Below are 14,234 nucleotides of genomic sequence, written 5' to 3'. Positions count from 1 at the left end.
GCGGGGTAAGATCATCGGCAAATTTTCAAGATTGAGGACAAATGATGAGCAACATCCTGATTATCAATGGCGCAAAAAAGTTCGCGCACTCGAATGGCCAGCTGAACGACACCCTGACCGAGGTCGCGGAGAGTTATCTGCGCGACGCCGGGCACGATGTTAAAAGCGTTCGCGCCGAAAGCGAGTACGACGTAAAAGCAGAAGTGCAGAATTTCCTCTGGGCCGATGTGGTGATCTGGCAGATGCCGGGCTGGTGGATGGGCGCCCCGTGGACGGTGAAGAAATATATGGATGATGTCTTTACCGAAGGCCACGGCTCGCTGTACGCCAGCGACGGTCGTACCCGCTCCGACGCCAGCAAAAAATATGGCTCCGGCGGCCTGGTGCAGGGGAAAAAATATATGCTCTCCCTGACCTGGAACGCGCCGATGGAAGCCTTCACCGACGAAGACCAGTTCTTCCACGGCGTCGGCGTTGACGGCGTTTACCTGCCGTTCCATAAGGCTAACCAGTTCCTGGGAATGGAAGCGCTGCCGACCTTTATCGCCAACGACGTGATTAAAATGCCTGATGTCCCACGGTATATCGCAGAATATCGCAAGCATCTGGCGGAAATTTTTGGTTAACTACAGGTCTACGCTCTACATATTTCGAGTTATTCGAACCTGGAGTATGACGAGATACACACAGAAGGAGTTGAGTTAACCATGTTAACAGTGATTGCAGAAATCCGTACCCGCCCGGGCCAGCACCACCGTCAGGCGGTTCTCGATCAGTTCGCGAAAATCATTCCGACCGTTTTGCAGGAGGCCGGCTGCCACGGCTACGCGCCCATGGTAGATCATGCCGCCGGCGTCAGCTTCCAGACCACGGCCCCCGACTCTATCGTCATGGTGGAGCAGTGGGAAAGCGTCGCGCATCTTGAAGCGCACCTGCAAACGCCGCACATGAAAGCCTGGTCGGAAGCGGTCAAAGGCGATGTGCTGGAGACCACCATCCGTATCCTGCAGCCTGGCGTCTAAGCCCGCCGACGCAGTCGTGAAATGAAAAAGGGAGCCTGAGGCTCCCTTTTACGTCAGGCGCAGCGTACAGACTTACACTTCCAGATCCGCCATATCGCCCTTCTCCTGCAGCCAGTTGCGACGGTCTTCGGAACGCTTCTTGGCCAGCAGCATGTCCATCATCGCCGTGGTCTGCTGCTCATCCTCATCGCTGATCACCAGTTGCACCAGCCGGCGGGTATTCGGATCAAGCGTGGTTTCCCGCAGCTGCATTGGGTTCATCTCACCCAGGCCTTTAAAGCGCTGGACGTTTGGCTTGCCCTTCTTACGCTTCAGCTGCTCCAGCACGCCGGTTTTTTCTTCTTCCGTCAGCGCGTAGTAGACCTCTTTACCGAGATCGATACGGTACAGCGGCGGCAGCGCGACGTAGACGTGCCCCTCTTTCACCAGGGTACGGAAATGTCTCACAAACAGCGCGCACAGCAGGGTGGCAATGTGCAGGCCATCGGAATCGGCATCCGCCAGAATACAAATTTTGCCGTAGCGCAGCTGGCTTAAATCATCGCTATCCGGGTCAATACCAATCGCCACCGAAATGTCGTGCACTTCTTGCGAAGCTAACACTTCATCGGACGAGACTTCCCAGGTATTCAGAATCTTGCCTTTCAGCGGCATGATCGCCTGATATTCGCGATCGCGCGCCTGCTTGGCTGAACCGCCCGCCGAGTCCCCTTCGACGAGGAACAGCTCGGTGCGGTTCAGGTCCTGGGCGGTGCAGTCTGCCAGCTTACCCGGCAATGCCGGACCGCTGGTCAGCTTTTTACGCACCACTTTCTTGGCGGCGCGCAGACGACGCTGGGCGCTGGAGATAGCCATCTCCGCCAGCAGTTCGGCAGCCTGTACGTTCTGGTTCAGCCACAGACTGAAGGCATCTTTCACCACGCCGGAGACGAATGCCGCGCACTGGCGCGACGACAGACGCTCTTTGGTTTGCCCGGCGAACTGCGGATCCTGCATTTTCACCGACAGCACGTAGGCGCAGCGATCCCAGATATCTTCCGCTGACAGCTTCACGCCGCGCGGCAGGATATTACGGTATTCGCAGAACTCGCGCATCGCATCCAGCAGTCCCTGACGCAGACCGTTAACGTGCGTCCCGCCCTGCATGGTCGGGATCAGGTTGACGTAGCTTTCGGTCAGCAATTCGCCGCCTTCCGGCAGCCACAGCAGCGCCCAGTCCACGGCTTCCGTCTCGCCGGAGAAGGTGCCGACGAACGGTTTTTCCGGCAGCAGCGGCAGGCCGTTTACGGCTTCGCACAGGTAGTCGTTAAGGCCATCGGCATAGCACCAGCGCTGCTCGCTGTCGTTGACCTGATCGCGAAACACGATTTCCACGCCGGGACACAGCACCGCTTTCGCTTTTAACAGATGGGTCAAACGCGAAACGGAGAAACGCGGGCTGTCGAAGAAGCTTTCGTCCGGCCAGAAATGGACGCTGGTCCCGGTATTGCGTTTGCCACAGGTACCGGTGACGTGCAGATCTTCTACTTTTTCACCGTTTTCAAAGGCGATGCTGTAGACCTGACCGTCGCGACGAACCGTTACCTCTACGCGTTTTGACAGGGCGTTGACCACCGAGATCCCCACCCCGTGCAGGCCGCCGGAAAACTGGTAGTTTTTGTTGGAAAACTTACCGCCCGCGTGCAGTCGGCAGAGGATCAGCTCAACCGCCGGCACCCCTTCTTCCGGGTGAATGTCGACCGGCATGCCGCGCCCGTCGTCAATGACTTCCAGGGACTGGTCGGCATGAAGGATAACTTCCACGCGTTTGGCGTGGCCTGCCAGCGCTTCATCGACACTGTTATCAATAACTTCCTGACCAAGATGGTTAGGACGGGTGGTGTCGGTATACATGCCCGGACGGCGGCGCACCGGCTCTAGCCCGGTGAGTACCTCAATGGCATCAGCGTTATATGAAGATTGCGTCATGGTGTGTATTCGTAGGTCGTTCAGGGCCGTTTAGCACAGGCCGAGAAATTCGATAATCTGAGTGAAATGATCGTCAAAGCCGACAAATGCGTGATTACCGCCCTCCTCCACCGTTTGCCGGCAGGAGGCGTAGTAATGAACGGCCTGGCGGTAATCAAGCACTTCATCCCCGGTCTGCTGCAGCAGCCAGAGTAAATCCGGCGCTTCAAGCGGGTCGATTTGCATGACCTTGAGATCGTAAATATGGCGAGACTCTAGCACATATTGCTGCCCGGTGTATGGATTCTCATTGTGGCCGAGAAAATTGTTCAGCAGTTCAAACGGGCGCACCGCCGGGTTGACGACCACCGCCGGCACCATAAAGCACTGCGACAGCCAGGTCGCGTAGTAGCCACCCAGCGACGACCCCACAACCCCGAGTGGCTCGCCGCCATGCTCCAGCACAATGGATTCCAGCAGCTCTGCCGTTTCAGCCGGATAAGGCGGCAGCTCCGGTACCACCATGGTGATGTCGGGGTGCTGCTGCGACAGCCAGGTCTTTAACGCCATCGCCTTCGCCGAGCGCGGGGAACTGTTAAAGCCGTGCAGATAAAGAAGCGTCGCCATCAGTAGCCTTCTGAAGCAATATCCGGGTGGAACTCGGCGCCTTCCAGGCGGCACACTTCGGTGGTCAGCGTCCCGTCAGGATGCAGCTCCAGCCAGCGCCAGCCGGGTGAGACGGTATCCAGAGTGAAATTGGCGCAGTGTGGTTTGAACTGGACGCAGGTCGACGGCGTCGCCATCATACGCCGGCCATTCCAGTCCAGATCCAGCTCCTGATGAATATGGCCGCACAGCAGATGTCTCACCCGCGGCCAGGCGCTCAGCGCGCGGTCCAGCGCGCCAGCGTTGCGCAGGCTGTGTTGGTCCAGCCAGCTACAGCCAGCAGGCAGCGGATGGTGGTGCAGCAGGAGTAAGGTATAACGCTCCGGCGCTTCTGCCAGCTTGTGTTCGAGCCACTCCAGCTGGAAGTCGCTCAGCTCGCCATGGGGAACGCCAAACACCTGGCTGTCCAGCAGCAGGATCTGCCAGTGGTCACCGAGAAACACGCGCTTGGCGGGTGAAATGCCTGACGCCTGCAGCGTACTGTACATCGCCGGCTGGAAATCATGGTTACCCGGTAGCCAGACGCAGGGTGCAGCAAAACTCGCGATACCCTCAGCAAAATGCTGATAGGCCGCGGAGGAGTGGTCCTGCGCCAGATCGCCTGTTGCGACAATCAGATCGCATGGACGCTGTGAGGCATGAATAGCCGACAGTACGGCCTGATAACTTTCCCAGGTATTAATGCCTAACAACGTTTCATGTTTTTCAGCAAACAGGTGAGTATCAGTAATTTGTAAGATCCTGACTCTGGCCTCACCAGCCAGAGGTAGGTTTAACAGGCTTTCCAAATGGTGTCCTTAGGTTTAACGACGCTAACAAACCGGAATCGCCATCGCTCCATGTGCTAAACAGTAACGCAGCCAGTCGGCCAGAAACTGGTTAATTTGATGCTTTTCGTCGCGTTGATGCAACTTTTTATTAGGATAATCATACCGCGCTTTGAAGCGAAAGATCTGCTGACTCGAACACACTTCGGCCACCATGGCGTCATGGTAGAGGCGAACGGTCATCGACGGCAGGCTCCAGTAGCTTACCGCAGGCAGAGTCTGTTCTATCGCCACCAGAGTAGTGTAGCGGGTCGATTCAACTATCGTTAACCGATACTGCGCGCTTCCCACCTGATAACTTACCTTCTCACCCGCTGCATCCGTTCGCGGCAACAGGCGGCGCAACTGCGCGAAGTTGGTCTCGCACAGGCGCATCATCTCAGGGAAGTCAGGTGTATAACGCTTCATTTTGTCCATTCGTTTCGTAAATTGTGATAATGCAATTGCAGCCATTGCAAGGCGATGACAGAGGCTGCGTTATCGATTTTCCCCTCTTCTACCCACTGGTAAGCCTGTTCCCGGCTCACCACATGCACCCGAATATCCTCGTTTTCCTCGGCCAGGCCGTGAATGCCTTTTGCCGTGGATGCATCAACTTCTCCCACCAGGATCGATAACCGTTCGCTGGTGCCGCCAGGACTGGCCAGATAGCTTAATATTGGTTTCGTCCGCCCGACTTCAAGTCCGGCCTCCTCCAGCGCTTCCCGACGGGCAACGTCTTCCACCGTTTCCCCCGCTTCGATCATGCCGGCGACCATTTCGAGCAGCCACGGGCTCTCGCTGGTATCATAGGCGGCAATACGGATTTGTTCGACGAGCACCACTTCGTCCCGCACCGGGTCAAAGGGTAGCAAGACGGCGGCATGCCCGCGCTCAAAAATTTCACGGGTGACTTCGCCGCTCATGCCGCCGTTAAACAGGCGGTGGCGAAAACGGTATAAATCGAGCGAAAAAAAACCACGATACAGCGTTTCGCGTGCAATAATTTCTACATCATTTTTGAAGAAGGTAATTCCCTGCTGAATGGGTTTGCTCATTGTCATGTCCTGCTAATCCGAAATTAGGGATTTCCAGACCGTTTGGCTACCGTTTTACGGTCCGTATGTTAGATTGGTGCAAATTACCGCCGGATGGCACGTAACGCCAACTTTTTACGGCGGCAGAATCGATACAATCAGCGGAATTTTTCTTAGAATTAGACCAGCGCTAAATGCTTCACAACAAGGAATGCAAATGAAGAAATTGCTCCCCATTCTTATCGGCCTGAGCCTGACCGGGTTCAGCGCCATGAGCCAGGCGGAAAACCTGCTTCAGGTTTACCAGCAGGCGCGCATCAGCAACCCCGATCTGCGTAAATCGGCAGCCGATCGTGACGCCGCGTTCGAAAAGATCAATGAAGCGCGCAGTCCATTACTGCCTCAGCTTGGGCTGGGAGCGGATTATACCTATAACAATGGCTATCGCGACAGCAACGGCATCAATTCAAACGTCACCAGCGGCTCGCTGCAGTTAACGCAGGTTCTGTTTGATATGTCGAAATGGCGCGCCCTGACGCTGCAGGAAAAAACGGCAGGCATTCAGGATGTCACGTATCAGACCGATCAGCAAACGCTGATTCTGAATACCGCGACGGCCTATTTTAAAGTGCTGGCCGCCATCGACACGCTCTCCTATACCGAAGCGCAGAAACAGGCCATTTACCGCCAGTTGGATCAAACCACGCAGCGCTTTAACGTAGGCCTGGTGGCGATCACTGACGTACAGAACGCCCGTTCACAATACGACGCCGTGCTGGCGAACGAAGTCACCGCGCGTAACGATCTCGACAACGCCGTCGAAGAACTGCGCCAGGTCACCGGTAACTACTATCCGGAGCTGGCCTCGCTGAATGTGAATGGCTTCAAAACCAACAAGCCGCAGGCGGTCAACGCCCTGCTGAAGGAAGCGGAGAACCGCAACCTGTCGCTGCTGCAGGCGCGTCTGAACCAGGACCTGGCTCGCGAGCAGATTCGCCAGGCGCAGGACGGGCATTTGCCGACGCTCAGCCTATCCGCGTCGAGTGGGGTATCGAATACTAGCTACAGTGGTTCAAAAACCCATAATAATCCTCAGCAATACCAGGATAACGATGCCGGGCAGAACCAAATCGGCCTGAACTTCTCTCTGCCACTGTATCAGGGTGGCGCGGTGACCTCGCAGGTCAAACAGGCGCAATACAACTTCGTTGGCGCCAGCGAGCAGCTGGAAAGCGCCCACCGCAGCGTCGTGCAGACTGTACGTTCGTCGTTTAACAACGTGAACGCCTCCATCAGCAGCATCAATGCCTACAAACAGGCGGTGGTCTCTGCGCAAAGCTCCCTGGATGCGATGGAAGCAGGCTACTCGGTGGGTACGCGTACCATCGTTGACGTCCTCGACGCCACCACCACGCTGTATAACGCCAAGCAGCAGCTCTCCAATGCGCGCTATAACTACCTGATCAACGAGCTGAACATTAAGTCGGCGTTAGGTACCCTGAACGAGCAGGATCTGGTCGCCCTGAACAACACGCTGGGCAAACCGATCCCCACCTCCGCAGACAGCGTCGCTCCGGAAAATCCACAGCAGGATGCCACCGCCGATGGCTACGGCAACACTACCGCAGCGGTGAAACCGGCGTCCGCACGGACCACCCAGAGCAGCGGCAGCAATCCGTTCCGTCAGTAATACCCATACTGTGACGCGCATCGCCTGTCCGTCGGACAGGCGATGCGTTAAACGTAAGGCAACGTAAAGATCCCCCGCTTAGCGCCCCTCTTCGCTTCATTTTCCACCACTCATCCTCTATCCTGAGCGTTAACACACGCCATACCACTGGGTCCTGGAAGACAAATATGAAACGGACAAAAAAAATTAATCATTCGTCGTTCCGCAAAAGCTGGAGCGCACGCCATCTGACGCCGGTCGCGCTGGCCGTCACCGCGGTCTTTATGCTTGCCGGTTGTGAAAAAAGCGATGAAACGGTGTCGCTATACCAGAACGCCGATGACTGCTCCGCCGCCAATCCGGGCAAAGCAGCCGAGTGCACCACGGCTTACACCAACGCGGTAAAAGAGGCAGAACGCACCGCGCCGAAATATGCCACCCGGGAAGACTGCGTCGCCGAGTTTGGCGAAGGCCAGTGCCAGCAGACGCCAGCCCAGGCGGGCGTCGCCCCGGAAAACCAGGCGCAGGCGCAAAGCAGCGGCAGCTTCTGGATGCCGCTGATGGCCGGCTATATGATGGGCCGCCTGATGGGCGGCGGCATGGCGCAACAGCAGCCGCTGTTCAGCTCGAAAAACCCGGCCAGCCCGGCCTATGGTCAATACACCGATGCGAGCGGCAAGAGCTATGGCGCCGCCCAGCCGGGTCGCACCATGAACGTGCCGAAAACCGCGATGGCGCCGAAGCCAGCAACTACCACCACCGTTACCCGCGGTGGTTTTGGCGAGTCGGTGGCGAAGCAGTCGACTATGCAGCGTAGCGCCGCAGGCTCAACGTCCTCTTCTCGCTCGATGGGCGGCTAACTCACATGGAAAGAGTCAGTATTACCGAGCGCCCGGACTGGCGTGAGAAAGCGACCGAGTACGGTTTCAACTTCCACACCATGTACGGTGAGCCCTACTGGAGCGAAGAGGCGTATTACAAGCTGACCCTCGCGCAGGTGGAAAAACTGGAGGAAGTCACCGCCGAGCTGCATCAAATGTGCCTCCAGGTGGTGGAGAAAGTGATCGCCAGCGATGAGCTGATGACTAAATTCCGCATCCCTAAACACACCTGGGGCTTTGTGCGCCAGTCGTGGAAAACCAACCAGCCGTCGCTCTACTCGCGTCTCGACCTGGCCTGGGATGGCGTCGGCGAGCCGAAGCTGCTGGAGAACAATGCCGACACCCCGACCTCGCTGTATGAAGCGGCCTTCTTCCAGTGGATCTGGCTGGAAGACCAGCTCAACGCCGGCAAGCTGCCGGCGGGCAGCGACCAGTTCAATAGTTTGCAGGAAAAGCTCATCGATCGCTTCGGCGAGCTGCGCGAGCAGTTTGGCTTCCAGCTGCTGCATATGGCCTGCTGCCGCGATACCGTTGAAGATCGCGGCACCGTGCAGTATCTGCAGGACTGCGCCGCGGAAGCAGGCCTGGCGACGGAATTCCTCTATATCGAAGATATCGGTCTGGGCGAAAAAGGTCAGTTTACCGATCTGCAGGATCAGGTGATTGGTAACCTGTTCAAGCTCTATCCGTGGGAGTTTATGCTGCGGGAGATGTTCTCCACCAAGCTGGAAGACGCCGGCGTGCGCTGGCTGGAGCCCGCGTGGAAAAGCATTATCTCCAACAAAGCGTTGCTGCCGATGCTGTGGGAAATGTTCCCCAATCACCCGAATCTGCTGGCGGCCTACTTCAGCGAAGATGCCCACCCGGAGATGGAGAAGTTCGTCATTAAGCCGATCTTCTCTCGTGAAGGGGCCAACGTCTCCATTGTTGAGCAGGGCAAGGTCGTGGAGTCGGTGGAAGGTCCGTACGGGGAAGAAGGAACCATCGTGCAGGAGTTTTACCCCCTGCCGAAGTTTGGTGACAGCTACACACTGATTGGCAGCTGGCTCATCAACGATCAGCCCGCCGGGATCGGCATTCGCGAAGATCGGGCGCTGATCACTCAGGATCTGTCGCGCTTCTATCCGCACATTTTCGTCGAATAATGTCGCGCTCCGGCGACGATATCGCCGGAGCACACTATCATCAGGCGCCAACCACCACCGACAGCATACTCAGCGAGCCCATCTCGATGCCATCGACCGGGATCGTAATCGCTTCAACACCATCCCACGCCCCCAGGATATATAGCAGCGGCAGGAAATGCTCCGCCGTTGGGTTGGAGAGCGAGCCTCCTTCGTGTGCCAGGTAGTTAACCAGCGGGTGCTGCTCGTCCGGCCCCTGCCATTGCAGATTCGCCTTCACGTAGTTATTGAAGGACTCTGCCCATGGGTACGGCGTGTTCTCGCCGTGCCAGCGGGCGGTGCGCAGGTTATGCACCACGTTGCCGCTGGCCACCAGCATAATGCCTTCATCACGCAGCGAGGCCAGTTTCCGCCCCATTTCGAGATGCCAGGCCGGCGGTTTGGTGCTGTCGATGCTCAACTGAACCATCGGGATATCCGCCTGCGGATACATTTTAATCAGCACGCCCCACGAGCCATGGTCAAATCCCCAGGCTTCTTTATCGAGGGTGACCGGCACAGGCGAGAGCAGCTCCACCAGTCGTTGCGCCAGCGCCGGAGAGCCCGGCGCCGGATAATGGGTGTCATACAGCGCCTGTGGGAAACCGCCGAAGTCGTGAATGGTCTTCGGGGCCTCCATCGCCGTCACGCCCGTACCGCGCGTGAACCAGTGCGCAGAGACCACCACAATCGCCTTCGGACGCGGCAGGGTTTCGCCCAGGTGAGCCCAGGCGCGAGTATAAATGTTGTCTTCCAGCACGTTCATTGGGCTGCCATGGCCGAGAAACAACGCGGGCATTCGGGTAGGGGACATGATGATATCCTTAGGGTGTCAATGTGATGTGCTCACATTACGCGCTTTTGCGCCAGGATAAACTCAGATAACCATGATGATGATCGTCAGAAAATTTGAATGTAAGTCGCGGTAAAGGGACGTGTCCCGTACGCGCATCCTCAGGCAATATACTCATATGCACTTATTTTCACAGGGAGAGTAGCGATGTCATCACCCTTAATATTGACGCTGTTAGCCGGTAGCGCAACCTTTATTGGCGCCATATTCGGCGTGATTGGTCAGAAACCCTCTAACCGTCTGCTTGGCTTCTCCCTCGGCTTTGCCGCCGGGATCATGCTGTTGATTTCATTGATGGAAATGCTGCCTGCCGCGCTGACCGCCGAAGGCATGTCGCCGCTGCTCGGTTACGGGATGTTTGTCATCGGCCTGCTGGGCTATTTCGGCCTTGACCGCCTGCTGCCGCACGCTCACCCGCAGGATCTGATGACCCCCGCCACGCCGCGTCCACGTAATTTACGTCGCACCGCTATTCTGCTGACGTTGGGTATCAGCCTGCATAACTTCCCGGAAGGGATCGCCACCTATGTCACGGCCAGCAACAACCTGGAACTCGGCATGGGCGTGGCCCTCGCCGTTGCCCTGCACAATATTCCTGAAGGACTGGCCGTTGCCGGGCCAGTGTATGCCGCCACCGGGTCGCGCAGCAAGGCGGTACTCTGGGCCGGGCTTTCCGGCATGGCGGAAATTTTGGGCGGCGTGCTGGCGTGGCTGATTCTGGGGAGTCTGGTCTCACCGCTGGTGATGGGAGCGATCATGGCCGCTGTGGCCGGGATTATGGTGGCACTGTCCGTCGATGAACTGATGCCGCTGGCGAAAGAGATCGATCCGCAGAGCAACCCAAGCTATGGCGTTTTGTGCGGGATGTCGGTCATGGGGCTGAGTCTGGTGGTACTCCAGACGATGGGCATCGGTTAAAGCGCAGAAACAACACAGCCCACTAAGAAGTGGGCTGTGGTCGGGCGTAGCGAACCGCTATTTAGCTGGCTTTACGCTCATGTTCGCGACGATAGGCCACCAGATCTTCAATCGTGACTACCGCCATATTGTGCTGCTGAGCGAACTTGATGCACTCCGGCGCGCGCGCCATGGTGCCATCGTCGTTGGTCAGCTCACACAGCACGCCTGCGGGTTTAAAGCCAGCCAGGGTCACGAGGTCGATAGTGGCTTCAGTGTGGCCGCCGCGGGTCAGTACGCCACCCGGCTGCGCACGCAGCGGGAAAACGTGGCCAGGACGGTTGAGATCGGAAGGTTTCGCGCCGTCGGCAATGGCCGCGCGGACGGTGGTCACGCGGTCGGCAGCGGAGACGCCGGTGGTCACACCTTCGGCCGCTTCGATGGTCACGGTAAAGCCGGTGCCGTAGGCGCTGGTGTTGTTCTCTACCATCATCGGCAGATCCAGCTGTTTGCGGCGATCTTCGGTCAGGCACAGGCACACAATGCCGCTGCCGTGACGAATGGTCAGCGCCATCTGCTCAACGGTCATGGTTTCGGCGGCGAAGATCATATCGCCTTCGTTTTCACGGTCTTCATCATCAAGCACCATCACGCCGCGGCCTTCGCGCAGGGCGTCCAAAGCGTGTTCCACACGTTCAAAAGCGGTACCAAAAGAAGAAAGGAGCGTCTGATTCATGGTAAAAAAACCTCATTAAAATTATGGTTACCAGAATCAGGGCAGTCTTAGGAGCGCCGGTTTAGCGGCAAAAGTCAACGCGAGCGGGCCTGGACCCGACTGTGCCGTTACTCTCTCCCATCCGGACTTTAACCGTCGGCCCCGGAATTACACCGGATCTGCTGACCTTCCCGTAGTCACGGGAAGCGCTCGCGGGCTTTCAACGCAATGGTTGATTTACCGCCGGTGGGGAATTTCGCCCCGCCCTGAGAATAAGCGAGATAACTATAACGCTATTGACTATCCTCGGCAATGCATAAGCTTCAAACATTTCTGGTTTATAGGCGGCCTGGTTCGCACTACAATGATCAATCATCCGACCCGAGCAGGAAACCACCATGATTGACCCGAAAAAAATTGAACAAATCGCCCGCCAGGTCCATGAGTCGATGCCAAAAGGACTTCGCGATCTGGGTGAGGATGTTGAGAAGAAAATCCGCCAGGCGCTGCAGTCGCAGCTGACCCGCCTGGATCTGGTCAGCCGCGAAGAGTTTGACGTACAGACTCAGGTTTTGCTGCGGACCCGCGAAAAACTGGCGCTGCTGGAGCAGCGTCTGAATGACCTCGAAAACCGCCAGGCAGCGACGCCTGGCAGCGAAGAGCAGCCGTAAAAAACGGGCCCTCAGGGGTCCGTTTTGCGTTTGGCTTAGTGGGCGGCTTCCGCCGGGCTGTTTACCTGACGACAGTAAAGTTCATAACGCTGGCAAAACCATTCACGATGCTCTTCATCCATATTGCCGACAATAGCCTGAAGATCAACTGGCTGGCCTTGCGCGTGCATTCTGGCGAAACTCCGCGCCAAAAAATCAAAATTCTTCATTGAATACATATCGTTATGGTTCATGCGCATACTCCTTCAGCGGTGGATGTTCTGATCAGTCATATGCCTTTACTCACTTCAGTATTTACGCTTACCTTAACGCGATTTGTACGAAAAATGCGCTTAATATGATTATTTATTGCGCTAAATCATTTTCCACATGATTAAATAAAAACGGCCCGCGATATCTCCATCGCGGGCCGTGATGCTTCACCGTACAAGCCGGTGAATAGCGAAAAGATTATTTATCGCTATCTTTTTGTATTTTCTTAATAATATTGGTGGTCGAGCAACCATCTTCAAAGTTGAGCACCAGCACTTCGCCGCCGTTAGCCCAGACCTCTTCGCTGCCGGCGATCTGTTCCGGCTTATAATCGCCGCCTTTGACCAGCAGGTCCGGCAGGATACCGGCAATCAGCCGCTGCGGGGTGTCTTCCTCGAAGGAGACCACCCAGTCGACGGCCTCCAGCGCCCCCAGCACGATCATCCGCTGTTCCAGCGGGTTCACCGGGCGGGTTTCGCCTTTCAGACGTTTGGTTGAGGCATCGCTGTTGACCGCCACGATCAGACGGTCGCCCAGCTTGCGCGCATTCGCCAGATAGGAGACATGGCCGGCATGCAGAATGTCGAAGACCCCGTTGGTCATCACCACTTTCTCACCGCGCTTGCGCGCTGCCGCAACCGCCTGTTTGAGTTCCTCTTCGCTCATCACGCCAAAGCCGGTCTCAGCCCGGCCGCGGACCGCGTTTTCCAGCTCGACAGGGGAAACGGTGGAGGTCCCCAGCTTACCGACCACCACGCCCGCCGCGGCGTTGGCGAAATAGCAGGCCTCTTCCAGGGTGTTGCCGGAGGCCAGGGTCGCCGCCAGCACGCCAATCACCGTGTCGCCGGCGCCGGTGACATCGTACACTTCCTGGGCCTGGGTCGGCATATGCAGCGGCGGACGCCCCGGCTGCAGCAGCGTCATCCCCTGCTCAGAACGCGTCACCAGCAGCGCTGACAGTTCAAATTCGGCGATGAGCTTCATGCCGCGTTCAACGATCTCCGCTTCATCCTGACACTTGCCCACCACCGCTTCAAACTCAGAGAGGTTCGGGGTGAGCAGCGTCGCGCCGCGGTAGCGTTCGAAATCGGTGCCTTTCGGATCGATCAGCACCGGCACGCCCGCTTCACGGGCGAGCTTGATCATCGTCTGGACGCTGGTCAGCGCCCCTTTGGCGTAGTCCGAGAGGACCAGTGCGCCAATGGATCCCAGCGCCTGCTGAATGCGCTCATGCATCGGCTGCGGATCCACGCCGGAGAAGCCCTCTTCAAAGTCGAGGCGGATCAGTTGCTGATTGCGCGACAGCACCCGCAGCTTGGTGATGGTCGGGTGAGTCGGGACGGAGACGAAGTCGCACTTCACATTCACATTGGCCAGCGCCTGGCTCAGCGCGCGTGCAGCGTCATCAATCCCGGTCAATCCCACCAGGCGCGACGTTGCCCCCAGGGAGGCGATGTTCATCGCTACGTTTGCCGCGCCGCCAGGACGTTCTTCGATATTTTCCACCTTCACCACCGGCACCGGGGCTTCCGGGGAAATACGACTGGTGGGGCCGTACCAGTAGCGGTCCAGCATCACATCACCCACCACCAACACTCCTGCACGTTCAAACTCCGGCAGCGTTACTTTCATGACTCTCTCCTGCGAGACGCAAA

General features: G+C 57.4%; 16 protein-coding genes, 1 pseudogene and 1 riboswitch. Of the genes and pseudogenes, 8 read left to right on the top strand and 9 right to left on the bottom strand.

Annotated features, from left to right (window positions below; genetic code table 11):
• Positions 1-44 precede the first annotated feature (44 nt).
• Both DTA24_RS03940 and DTA24_RS03935 read left to right on the top strand, forming a co-directional pair.
• Positions 45-626: an NAD(P)H-dependent oxidoreductase gene (locus tag DTA24_RS03940; protein ID WP_008806511.1), complete on the top strand. Its 582-nt coding sequence runs from the start codon at positions 45-47 to the stop codon at positions 624-626.
• An 81-nt stretch (positions 627-707) separates the two neighbouring features.
• On the top strand, positions 708-1,022 hold the full coding sequence (locus DTA24_RS03935) for a putative quinol monooxygenase (protein WP_008806512.1): 315 nt from the start codon (positions 708-710) through the stop codon (positions 1,020-1,022).
• Between the two features lie 72 nt (positions 1,023-1,094).
• Here the strand turns inward: DTA24_RS03935 and parE are convergent, their stop codons facing one another.
• From parE to nudF, 5 genes are read right to left on the bottom strand one after another with little or no spacing between them, the layout of a single operon-like run.
• Positions 1,095-2,990, bottom strand: a complete 1,896-nt coding sequence (gene parE, locus DTA24_RS03930; RefSeq protein ID WP_008806513.1) for a DNA topoisomerase IV subunit B — start codon at positions 2,988-2,990, stop codon at positions 1,095-1,097.
• 30 nt (positions 2,991-3,020) lie between these two features.
• Positions 3,021-3,596 carry an esterase YqiA gene (gene yqiA / locus DTA24_RS03925; protein WP_008806514.1) on the bottom strand — a complete coding sequence of 192 codons (576 nt, stop codon included), beginning with the start codon at positions 3,594-3,596 and terminating at the stop codon, positions 3,021-3,023.
• Positions 3,596-4,423 (bottom strand): 3',5'-cyclic-AMP phosphodiesterase, encoded by an 828-nt coding sequence (gene cpdA / locus DTA24_RS03920; protein WP_008806515.1) that lies wholly within the window; start codon positions 4,421-4,423, stop codon positions 3,596-3,598. The genes yqiA and cpdA overlap by 1 nt, the downstream gene beginning before the upstream one ends.
• A 24-nt stretch (positions 4,424-4,447) precedes the next feature.
• Positions 4,448-4,870: a DUF1249 family protein gene (locus DTA24_RS03915; RefSeq protein ID WP_002916847.1), complete on the bottom strand. Its 423-nt coding sequence runs from the start codon at positions 4,868-4,870 to the stop codon at positions 4,448-4,450.
• Positions 4,867-5,499: an ADP-ribose diphosphatase gene (nudF, locus tag DTA24_RS03910; protein WP_008806516.1), complete on the bottom strand. Its 633-nt coding sequence runs from the start codon at positions 5,497-5,499 to the stop codon at positions 4,867-4,869. Before nudF ends, DTA24_RS03915 begins: the two co-directional genes overlap by 4 nt.
• A 196-nt stretch (positions 5,500-5,695) precedes the next feature.
• Here nudF and tolC point away from each other — a divergent pair, with 196 nt between their 5' ends.
• The 3 genes from tolC to DTA24_RS03895 all read left to right on the top strand — a co-directional run bounded on the left by tolC (position 5,696) and on the right by DTA24_RS03895 (position 9,173).
• On the top strand, positions 5,696-7,168 hold the full coding sequence (gene tolC / locus DTA24_RS03905) for an outer membrane channel protein TolC (protein WP_008806517.1): 1,473 nt from the start codon (positions 5,696-5,698) through the stop codon (positions 7,166-7,168).
• Between the two features lie 167 nt (positions 7,169-7,335).
• Complete coding sequence (locus tag DTA24_RS03900) at positions 7,336-8,007, top strand: DUF1190 family protein (protein ID WP_008806518.1); 672 nt, start codon at positions 7,336-7,338, stop codon at positions 8,005-8,007.
• A 5-nt stretch (positions 8,008-8,012) separates the two neighbouring features.
• Positions 8,013-9,173, top strand: coding sequence for a glutathionylspermidine synthase family protein (locus DTA24_RS03895; protein WP_016161840.1), 1,161 nt, complete (start codon positions 8,013-8,015; stop codon positions 9,171-9,173).
• A 40-nt stretch (positions 9,174-9,213) separates the two neighbouring features.
• Here DTA24_RS03895 and ygiD read toward each other — a convergent pair whose 3' ends face one another.
• Positions 9,214-10,005 carry a 4,5-DOPA dioxygenase extradiol gene (ygiD, locus tag DTA24_RS03890; RefSeq protein WP_008806520.1) on the bottom strand — a complete coding sequence of 264 codons (792 nt, stop codon included), beginning with the start codon at positions 10,003-10,005 and terminating at the stop codon, positions 9,214-9,216.
• Positions 10,006-10,191: 186 nt separating this feature from the next.
• Between ygiD and zupT the strand changes: the two genes are divergently transcribed.
• Positions 10,192-10,962 carry a zinc transporter ZupT gene (gene zupT / locus DTA24_RS03885; RefSeq protein WP_008806521.1) on the top strand — a complete coding sequence of 257 codons (771 nt, stop codon included), beginning with the start codon at positions 10,192-10,194 and terminating at the stop codon, positions 10,960-10,962.
• Positions 10,963-11,023: 61 nt separating this feature from the next.
• Here the strand turns inward: zupT and ribB are convergent, their stop codons facing one another.
• Positions 11,024-11,677 carry a 3,4-dihydroxy-2-butanone-4-phosphate synthase gene (gene ribB, locus DTA24_RS03880; protein WP_004174356.1) on the bottom strand — a complete coding sequence of 218 codons (654 nt, stop codon included), beginning with the start codon at positions 11,675-11,677 and terminating at the stop codon, positions 11,024-11,026.
• A gap of 105 nt (positions 11,678-11,782) precedes the next feature.
• A riboswitch (FMN riboswitch) is annotated at positions 11,783-11,934 on the bottom strand.
• Between the two features lie 120 nt (positions 11,935-12,054).
• Here ribB and ubiK point away from each other — a divergent pair.
• Complete coding sequence (gene ubiK, locus DTA24_RS03875) at positions 12,055-12,327, top strand: ubiquinone biosynthesis accessory factor UbiK (protein ID WP_008806522.1); 273 nt, start codon at positions 12,055-12,057, stop codon at positions 12,325-12,327.
• A gap of 35 nt (positions 12,328-12,362) precedes the next feature.
• On the opposite strand, the gene glgS is transcribed toward ubiK, so the two are convergent.
• Complete coding sequence (glgS, locus tag DTA24_RS03870; RefSeq protein WP_004205248.1) at positions 12,363-12,560, bottom strand: cell surface composition regulator GlgS; 198 nt, start codon at positions 12,558-12,560, stop codon at positions 12,363-12,365.
• Here glgS and DTA24_RS27935 point away from each other — a divergent pair.
• Positions 12,552-12,700 (top strand): annotated as a pseudogene (locus DTA24_RS27935) (hypothetical protein). The gene glgS and the pseudogene DTA24_RS27935 sit on opposite strands and share 9 nt — an antisense overlap.
• A 77-nt stretch (positions 12,701-12,777) precedes the next feature.
• Here DTA24_RS27935 and hldE read toward each other — a convergent pair.
• Positions 12,778-14,211, bottom strand: coding sequence for a bifunctional D-glycero-beta-D-manno-heptose-7-phosphate kinase/D-glycero-beta-D-manno-heptose 1-phosphate adenylyltransferase HldE (gene hldE, locus DTA24_RS03865; RefSeq protein ID WP_012540541.1), 1,434 nt, complete (start codon positions 14,209-14,211; stop codon positions 12,778-12,780).
• Positions 14,212-14,234: the final 23 nt, after the last annotated feature.

The sequence above is a fragment of the Klebsiella sp. P1CD1 genome (assembly GCF_003790505.1).
Lineage (GTDB): Bacteria > Pseudomonadota > Gammaproteobacteria > Enterobacterales > Enterobacteriaceae > Klebsiella > Klebsiella variicola.
This window is presented reverse-complemented; position numbering and strand designations above follow the sequence as displayed.

Excerpts from the sequence above, each read along its gene's own strand:
- DTA24_RS03940 (WP_008806511.1), top strand. The coding sequence starts at position 45 with ATGAGCAACATCCTGATTATCAATGGCGCAAAAAAGTTCGCGCACTCG.
- DTA24_RS03935 (WP_008806512.1), top strand. The coding sequence starts at position 708 with ATGTTAACAGTGATTGCAGAAATCCGTACCCGCCCGGGCCAGCACCAC.
- parE (WP_008806513.1), bottom strand. The coding sequence starts at position 2,990 with ATGACGCAATCTTCATATAACGCTGATGCCATTGAGGTACTCACCGGG.
- yqiA (WP_008806514.1), bottom strand. The coding sequence starts at position 3,596 with ATGGCGACGCTTCTTTATCTGCACGGCTTTAACAGTTCCCCGCGCTCG.
- DTA24_RS03915 (WP_002916847.1), bottom strand. The coding sequence starts at position 4,870 with ATGAAGCGTTATACACCTGACTTCCCTGAGATGATGCGCCTGTGCGAG.
- nudF (WP_008806516.1), bottom strand. The coding sequence starts at position 5,499 with ATGAGCAAACCCATTCAGCAGGGAATTACCTTCTTCAAAAATGATGTA.
- tolC (WP_008806517.1), top strand. The coding sequence starts at position 5,696 with ATGAAGAAATTGCTCCCCATTCTTATCGGCCTGAGCCTGACCGGGTTC.
- DTA24_RS03900 (WP_008806518.1), top strand. The coding sequence starts at position 7,336 with ATGAAACGGACAAAAAAAATTAATCATTCGTCGTTCCGCAAAAGCTGG.
- DTA24_RS03895 (WP_016161840.1), top strand. The coding sequence starts at position 8,013 with ATGGAAAGAGTCAGTATTACCGAGCGCCCGGACTGGCGTGAGAAAGCG.
- ygiD (WP_008806520.1), bottom strand. The coding sequence starts at position 10,005 with ATGTCCCCTACCCGAATGCCCGCGTTGTTTCTCGGCCATGGCAGCCCA.
- zupT (WP_008806521.1), top strand. The coding sequence starts at position 10,192 with ATGTCATCACCCTTAATATTGACGCTGTTAGCCGGTAGCGCAACCTTT.
- ribB (WP_004174356.1), bottom strand. The coding sequence starts at position 11,677 with ATGAATCAGACGCTCCTTTCTTCTTTTGGTACCGCTTTTGAACGTGTG.
- ubiK (WP_008806522.1), top strand. The coding sequence starts at position 12,055 with ATGATTGACCCGAAAAAAATTGAACAAATCGCCCGCCAGGTCCATGAG.
- glgS (WP_004205248.1), bottom strand. The coding sequence starts at position 12,560 with ATGAACCATAACGATATGTATTCAATGAAGAATTTTGATTTTTTGGCG.
- hldE (WP_012540541.1), bottom strand. The coding sequence starts at position 14,211 with ATGAAAGTAACGCTGCCGGAGTTTGAACGTGCAGGAGTGTTGGTGGTG.